Source organism: Sodalis sp. (in: enterobacteria) (genome assembly GCF_051710625.1).
Classification (GTDB): Bacteria; Pseudomonadota; Gammaproteobacteria; order Enterobacterales; family Enterobacteriaceae; genus JBPESN01.
The window spans coordinates 1-5,589 of record NZ_JBPESN010000105.1; the positions used below are offsets into that span (position 1 = coordinate 1).

Annotated in this window: 7 protein-coding genes and 1 pseudogene; 2 read left to right on the forward strand and 6 right to left on the reverse strand. The window is 55.1% G+C overall.

The window, feature by feature from the left end; translation table 11 throughout:
- Positions 1 to 122: 122 nt before the first annotated feature.
- Together ACTBDU_RS15810 and ACTBDU_RS15815 are read left to right on the forward strand one after the other, a co-directional pair.
- Positions 123 to 560 carry a hypothetical protein gene (locus ACTBDU_RS15810; protein WP_438807137.1) on the forward strand — a complete coding sequence of 146 codons (438 nt, stop codon included), beginning with the start codon at positions 123 to 125 and terminating at the stop codon, positions 558 to 560.
- A gap of 290 nt (positions 561 to 850) precedes the next feature.
- Positions 851 to 1,493, forward strand: a pseudogene (locus tag ACTBDU_RS15815) (LysR substrate-binding domain-containing protein); the annotation flags it as partial.
- A 161-nt stretch (positions 1,494 to 1,654) separates the two neighbouring features.
- On the opposite strand, the gene ACTBDU_RS15820 reads toward ACTBDU_RS15815, so the two are convergent.
- The 6 genes from ACTBDU_RS15820 to ACTBDU_RS15845 all read right to left on the reverse strand — a co-directional run bounded on the left by ACTBDU_RS15820 (position 1,655) and on the right by ACTBDU_RS15845 (position 5,459).
- Complete coding sequence (locus ACTBDU_RS15820) at positions 1,655 to 3,298, reverse strand: Na+/H+ antiporter (RefSeq protein WP_438807138.1); 1,644 nt, start codon at positions 3,296 to 3,298, stop codon at positions 1,655 to 1,657.
- 142 nt (positions 3,299 to 3,440) lie between these two features.
- Positions 3,441 to 3,701: a hypothetical protein gene (locus tag ACTBDU_RS15825; RefSeq protein WP_438807139.1), complete on the reverse strand. Its 261-nt coding sequence runs from the start codon at positions 3,699 to 3,701 to the stop codon at positions 3,441 to 3,443.
- A gap of 18 nt (positions 3,702 to 3,719) precedes the next feature.
- Positions 3,720 to 3,881 (reverse strand): hypothetical protein, encoded by a 162-nt coding sequence (locus ACTBDU_RS15830; protein WP_438807140.1) that lies wholly within the window; start codon positions 3,879 to 3,881, stop codon positions 3,720 to 3,722.
- Positions 3,882 to 3,918: 37 nt separating this feature from the next.
- Positions 3,919 to 4,620, reverse strand: coding sequence for a TonB-dependent receptor domain-containing protein (locus tag ACTBDU_RS15835; protein WP_438807141.1), 702 nt, complete (start codon positions 4,618 to 4,620; stop codon positions 3,919 to 3,921).
- The gene (locus ACTBDU_RS15840; RefSeq protein ID WP_438807142.1) at positions 4,535 to 5,083 is read right to left on the reverse strand and encodes a hypothetical protein; all 549 of its coding nucleotides are present in this window, start codon (positions 5,081 to 5,083) and stop codon (positions 4,535 to 4,537) included. The genes ACTBDU_RS15835 and ACTBDU_RS15840 overlap by 86 nt, the downstream gene beginning before the upstream one ends.
- A 148-nt stretch (positions 5,084 to 5,231) precedes the next feature.
- Complete coding sequence (locus tag ACTBDU_RS15845) at positions 5,232 to 5,459, reverse strand: TonB-dependent receptor plug domain-containing protein (RefSeq protein WP_438807143.1); 228 nt, start codon at positions 5,457 to 5,459, stop codon at positions 5,232 to 5,234.
- Between the last annotated feature and the right edge of the window lie 130 nt (positions 5,460 to 5,589).

The following is a 5,589-nucleotide window of genomic DNA, read 5'->3' on the forward strand; positions in this document are numbered from 1 at the left end:
CGGCGGTGTAATTTTGGTCGACAACCAGTTGAGCGGATTCGCGTTTAAATTCAGGACTAAAATTTCTTCTTTTTATTGGTGCACCCGTGTTGTTCTGAGGTGAGCATATCACCTCTGTTCAGGTGGCTAAATTCAGTGTGCCACTACACCACTACACCAGTACACAGAGCATTGTATATAAGAAACACGTCAGCCTGGACTGCCTTGCATTTGGTTCATCATGCACTCAAAAAGAAGTGGCCTCAACTAGCGAGATTCAGTCGATTAACGAGGAAAGCCTAATGGAGGATCCTTTAGAAGCTACTTGGCATATGATTTATAAGTCACTGAATAAAAAATATTTAAAGGCGTTAATAAGCTTGCTTTTGCAAGAAGGGGCAAAGGGTGTATTGGCGTTATCAGAACGTAAAGATGACTTAGATAGCTTGTTACTCCAACTTCCGAAAGAAGAAAAAGAACGTCTGATAGCCCTACACAAAGCTAAAAAGAAGGCGGTATCTGAAAAGTGTGCAGTAAAAGATGTGGCAAGCTTAAACTGTAAGAAAAGTGAAGCGGCCTAAATGAAAATTAGGTTATTATCTATCTAATTTTATTATTTTTATGATTTACTAATATTTTTTAACCTAATTCACATATATCTAATGGATGCCCAAAAGGCGTTTAAACTACCTTTAAATCTGCTCAAACCACAGTCATTCGAGTCCAGAATTTAGTGCAAAAAAAATCATTTTTTGCCCATTTTTTTGCGACGAGTTCAGAATCTGTAAAATTTCTGTAAGCCGTGCCATTAAAGGGCTTCCGGCTAACTCATCGTTTAACTTGAGAGTCCAGAAATGATTGCCACCCCACATTACAGGCGGAACTTGAGGATATTAACGCCCTGCGCAAGGGGCGGCTGCGCCTGGGTATACCCCCTATGGTGGGGACGCAGATGGCGGAGCTTATCGGCGATTTCCCCCAGCGCTACCCGGGTATCGAGCTGGAGATAGCGGAATTTGGCGGCGTCATTATGCAACAGGCGGTGCTGGCTGGCCATTTGGATCTGGTGCTGACCGCGCTGACTGCCGAGGTCGACCCCGAGCAGCGGCGCTCTCCCTGGTTAACGCAGCGGGAGGTCCCCGTTTACGCTGCTGGGCGAGTGGCAGGTATTGATATATAACGAAGATTTTTCGCTGTACCGGCAATTGCTTAACGCTTTCGACGCGGCCGGGATTGAACCGCAAATTGCGATCCGCAGCGGTTAGTGGGATTTTCTGGCGGCGATGGTGGCGGCGGGCATTGGTATAGCCGTACTGCCGGAACCGCGTTGCCGCCGGCTGGATAGCCAACGTCTGCTGTGGTTGCCACTGACGCCGCAAATGCTGTGGCAATTGGGGCTTATCTGGCGCCAGAACAGTTATCTGTCCCATGGCGCGCAGGCATGGATCGCCGCCTGCCGCAAACGCTGGCTCCTCGGCGAGCGGCCGCGTGGTACCGCGGCAGAAGCGCCCTAGTTACGTGGACGCGATTCATCCCCAACCGCGAGCGTTGCTCCTGGAGAGCGGCTCCACCTTTGGTACGGCCCTCACTTTAACAACGTGGTTACGGCCCTGCCGCGTGATTGAGGACCCGCTCGAAGGGCTCCCCAGGCACGTGCCGGCAGCGCGGCGGCCTATTAGTGCTCGACCAGCAGCGCTTCCAGCAGATCCAGATCGTGCAGTAACTTCATCAGCGTTTCATTGCTGATTTTTTGCTGTGCGCGCAAATGATAATATTCACCGCGCTCGGCGCGCAGCGCGTTAAGCCGCATGCGCCGCTCCAGATTCTCAATCAACAGGGCGCTGTCCGCGTCGTCATTGCCGTCAATGCGGCGGCGTAAATTGCCGATAACCCGGGCGCTGACTTCGTTAAGAATTTGACTGTCGATATTCTCTTCCTGGCTGTTGGCCAGCCGCTCTTCCATTTTATGCAGACTTTCAATGGCCACTTCCGCCGCCGCCGCGCGGGCCATACGTTCTTCCTGACGGTGCTGCGCTTTGTCAGACACCTGAATACCGCGCAGCAGCAGCGGCAGAACAATCACGCCACAGATAAGGGAAAACAGGATCACGCCTGTGGCGATAAACACCAATTGGTAACGCGAGGGAAACGCTGAACCGTCGCTGAGCAGCAAGGGAATCGACAACACGCCCGCAAGCGTAATGGCGCCGCGCACGCCGGCGAGAGAGGCTATCAGAATTTCGCGCGTGCTATAGTCGCCGAAGACCATCGGCCGCTTGGTCATAAAGCGCAAACTTATGCGTTTCATCAGCCACAGCCAGCCGAAACGCAGTACCATCAGCGCAGCATAGATAAGAATGACATCGGTAAATAACATCCAGGTTTGGATGGTGGGATCCAGTTCCGCCTGGGTAATGGAGGTCTCCAGAATGTCCGGCAGTTGTAGTCCCAGCATGATAAAGACCATACCGTTGAAGACAAACTCCAGCATCGCCCAGACGCTATTGCCGCGCAGCCGCATTGCCAGCGGGGCATTGCGGATAATGCCCGACTGACCGATGGTCATGCCGGACGCCACCGCGGCTAGAATGCCGGAAACGCTGATATGCTCGGCGATCAGATAGGCGGCGAACGGCAGCAGCAGCAGCAATACCGTCTGCGTCGCGGCGTCGTCGCCGCTCCAGCGGGTAATCAGCCGCAGGGACTTGCTGTAACCCCAGGTTACCGCCACGCCGGCCAGCAGACCGCCCGCCGCCACTTTAACAAACTCGAGCGAGGCGCCGCCGACGGAAAACACCATCGTCCCCATCGCCGCCGCGATGGCGAATTTAAGCGACACCAGACCGGAGGCGTCATTCATTAGCGCTTCGCCCTGCAAAATGTCCATCAACTTTTTCGGGATGCGCCCTTCGCCAACAATCCCCGACAGCGCGACCGCATCGGTGGGAGATAGCACGGCCGCCAGCGCCAGCGCCGCCACCAGCGGGATGCCCGGCACCATCCAGTAAATCAGATAACCGATACCGACCACCGTGATAATCACCAACACCAACGCCAGCGCCACAATCTCGCCGCCGTGGCGCAAAAATTCGCGCGTGGGCGTCTTCCAGCCATCGGAAAACAACAGCGGCGGGATAAATAGCACCAGGAAAAGCTCAGGATTAAAATCCACGTGCAGGCCGAACTTTGGCCAGGCCAGCAGCGCGCCGAGCGCTATCTGCATCAGCGGCAGCGGTATTTGAAACGGTAGGATACGTGTCACTACCCCGGAAAGGGACACGATAAGGGTGAGGATAAGAATTGTAAAAAAGATTTCCATGCTTTCCTTAGTCTCTAGCTTTTGCGGCAATGTGCAGGACGCGCAAGAACAGCTCCCCGCAAACGCGAACCCCAATGATAGTAGATCATTTTCCCGGCAGTTAAAAAGCCGTTATCAACTATCGGCCTGCGTAATAGGGGTTTTAACCGTTAAAGATAGCGGCCGTCGCCTCACCATTGTTCAGGCAAAAAAACGCACCGGCTTGCCGGTGCGTCTGTACTCCTGGGCGATAAGCGCCTGGGGGAGCTTGGAAATTTACGGTCATTGACAGTTTCAGCGAGCGCGGATCGCCCTGGGTCAGGTAGCCATCGCTGGCCGACACCCAGTAGTTTTCGTTGGTGACGTTTTCCACGTTGGCGCGCCAAACGATATTGTTTTTCGGCAATTGCATATCGTAACGCACGCCGAGATCCAGACGGGTCTAGCCGCTGGCCTTTAGGTCGTTGGCTTCGTCAACATACTGGGCGCCGGTGCGAATGACAACACGTCCGGTGGCAGCGACACCGCTGAGCCCCGGCAGATGCCCATTCGCCGCCCAGCACGAATTGATAGCGCGGCATGCCGATGGCGTCGTTACCGTCATTGGTACCGTCCTGGGTTTTGGTCAACTCCGGATCCATTTATGTCGTGCTGCCGTTCAGGTGCACGCCGACCAGCGGCTCACCGAACAGGATAAGTTCAATGCTGCGGTTGCGTTCCTCGGCGTAGTTGCCGTATTCATACTGCGCGTTGCCGTTGCCGTTGCCGTTGCCGTTGCCGTTGCCGTTGCCGTTGCCCAAATAGCGATAGGCGGCCACCGGCTTTTTAATTTCAAAGACCGCTAGCGATCCGGCGATGCGGCCGTAATCCGCTTTCACACCCACTTCATTTTGTTTCGAGGTTTCGACGCCGGTAACCTGGCCGCCGTTGACCACGGTGCCGGAATTATAGGTCGTGCCAGCGGTTTCCCCGGCCTGCAGTGCTTCGATATGGTTGGCGTAAAGGGAGATGTGCTCCCAAGGCTTGACCACCAGATCGAGGGCCGGCGTCACTTTGGTGCGCTCAAACTTGGTGGTCTCTTCGCCGCTGTAGGCGTAGTTGGTCACATTGATGCTCTGGCGACGCAGACCGGCTATCAGCTTCAGGCGATCGTCAAGCATCGACAAGGTATCCGACAGGCTCACGCCGCTGTTGTAGGTGCGGTTGGTGACGCCGGGGTTGCCCATCTTACCGCAGGCATAGGTCGCGTTCGTCGGCTCATCGGAATAGCTCGGATCGTAGATATTGGTGGCGCAGCTGCTGGACGAGATTTGATAGGCGACGGTAGGTGCTGGAATAACCAAGATTCACACTGTGGTCGATGAAACCGGTGTCGAATTTACCGCGAATGCCCGCCTGGCTGGAGATGCTGTCGGAGAAGTAAGGTACCCGCATCTGGCCCATGGTGGCATCGCCATCATCGTTAAAAGGCGTGACGTTGGAGTGGGATCCGTATTCATGGGTATGGTTGCCGCCGCCCGCGCCATAGACCGTCCAGTTATCGGTCAGGTCGTATTCGCCGCGCAGTGCACCAAACTGATTTTCAGTTTTAGTAAACGCCCACTTTTGACCGTAGTTGGTTGTCGCGGAAGGTGCCTTGAGGATTTTGTCCATGCCGGAGGTATAGACCACCCCACGCGCACCGTGCACCGTTTGTTTCTCGGCACCCGCATCCAGTGAGGAGCGGAAACGGTCGCCGCGGTAATTCAAGCCAATGGTACCGAGCGTCAAACGGCGGTTTTGATTTTCGACCGCCTTCTCGCCCACGCGATGCACACCACTCACCCGCACGCCCCATTGGTTGTTGTCGCCGAAACGTCGCGCGCCGTCAAAGGCGCCGCCGACCTGGGATTTGGAGGTATAGTCAACAGAAACACGGTTCAGCGGCTCGTCGCCGGCCCGTTTCGGTTCAATATTAACGGTGCCCCCCCACGCCGGTACCGCCGGGGGGTACGCCGTTCAGGAAGGCGCTGGAGCCTTTAAGCAATTCCACGCGTTCCGCCAGCTCGGTGGCGACAAACTGGCGCGGCAGGACGCCATAGAGTCCGCCGTAGGCAATATCTTCGCTATAAAGATCAAACCCACGTACCCGGAAAGACTCCTGGGTGTTGCCGTGGCCGTAGGTTGTAGTGGCACACTGAATTTGGCCACCTGAACAGAGGTGATATGCTCACCTCAGAACAACACGGGTGCACCAATAAAAAGAAGAAATTTTAGTCCTGAATTTAAACGCGAATCCGCTCAACTGGTTGTCGACCAAAATTACACCGCCG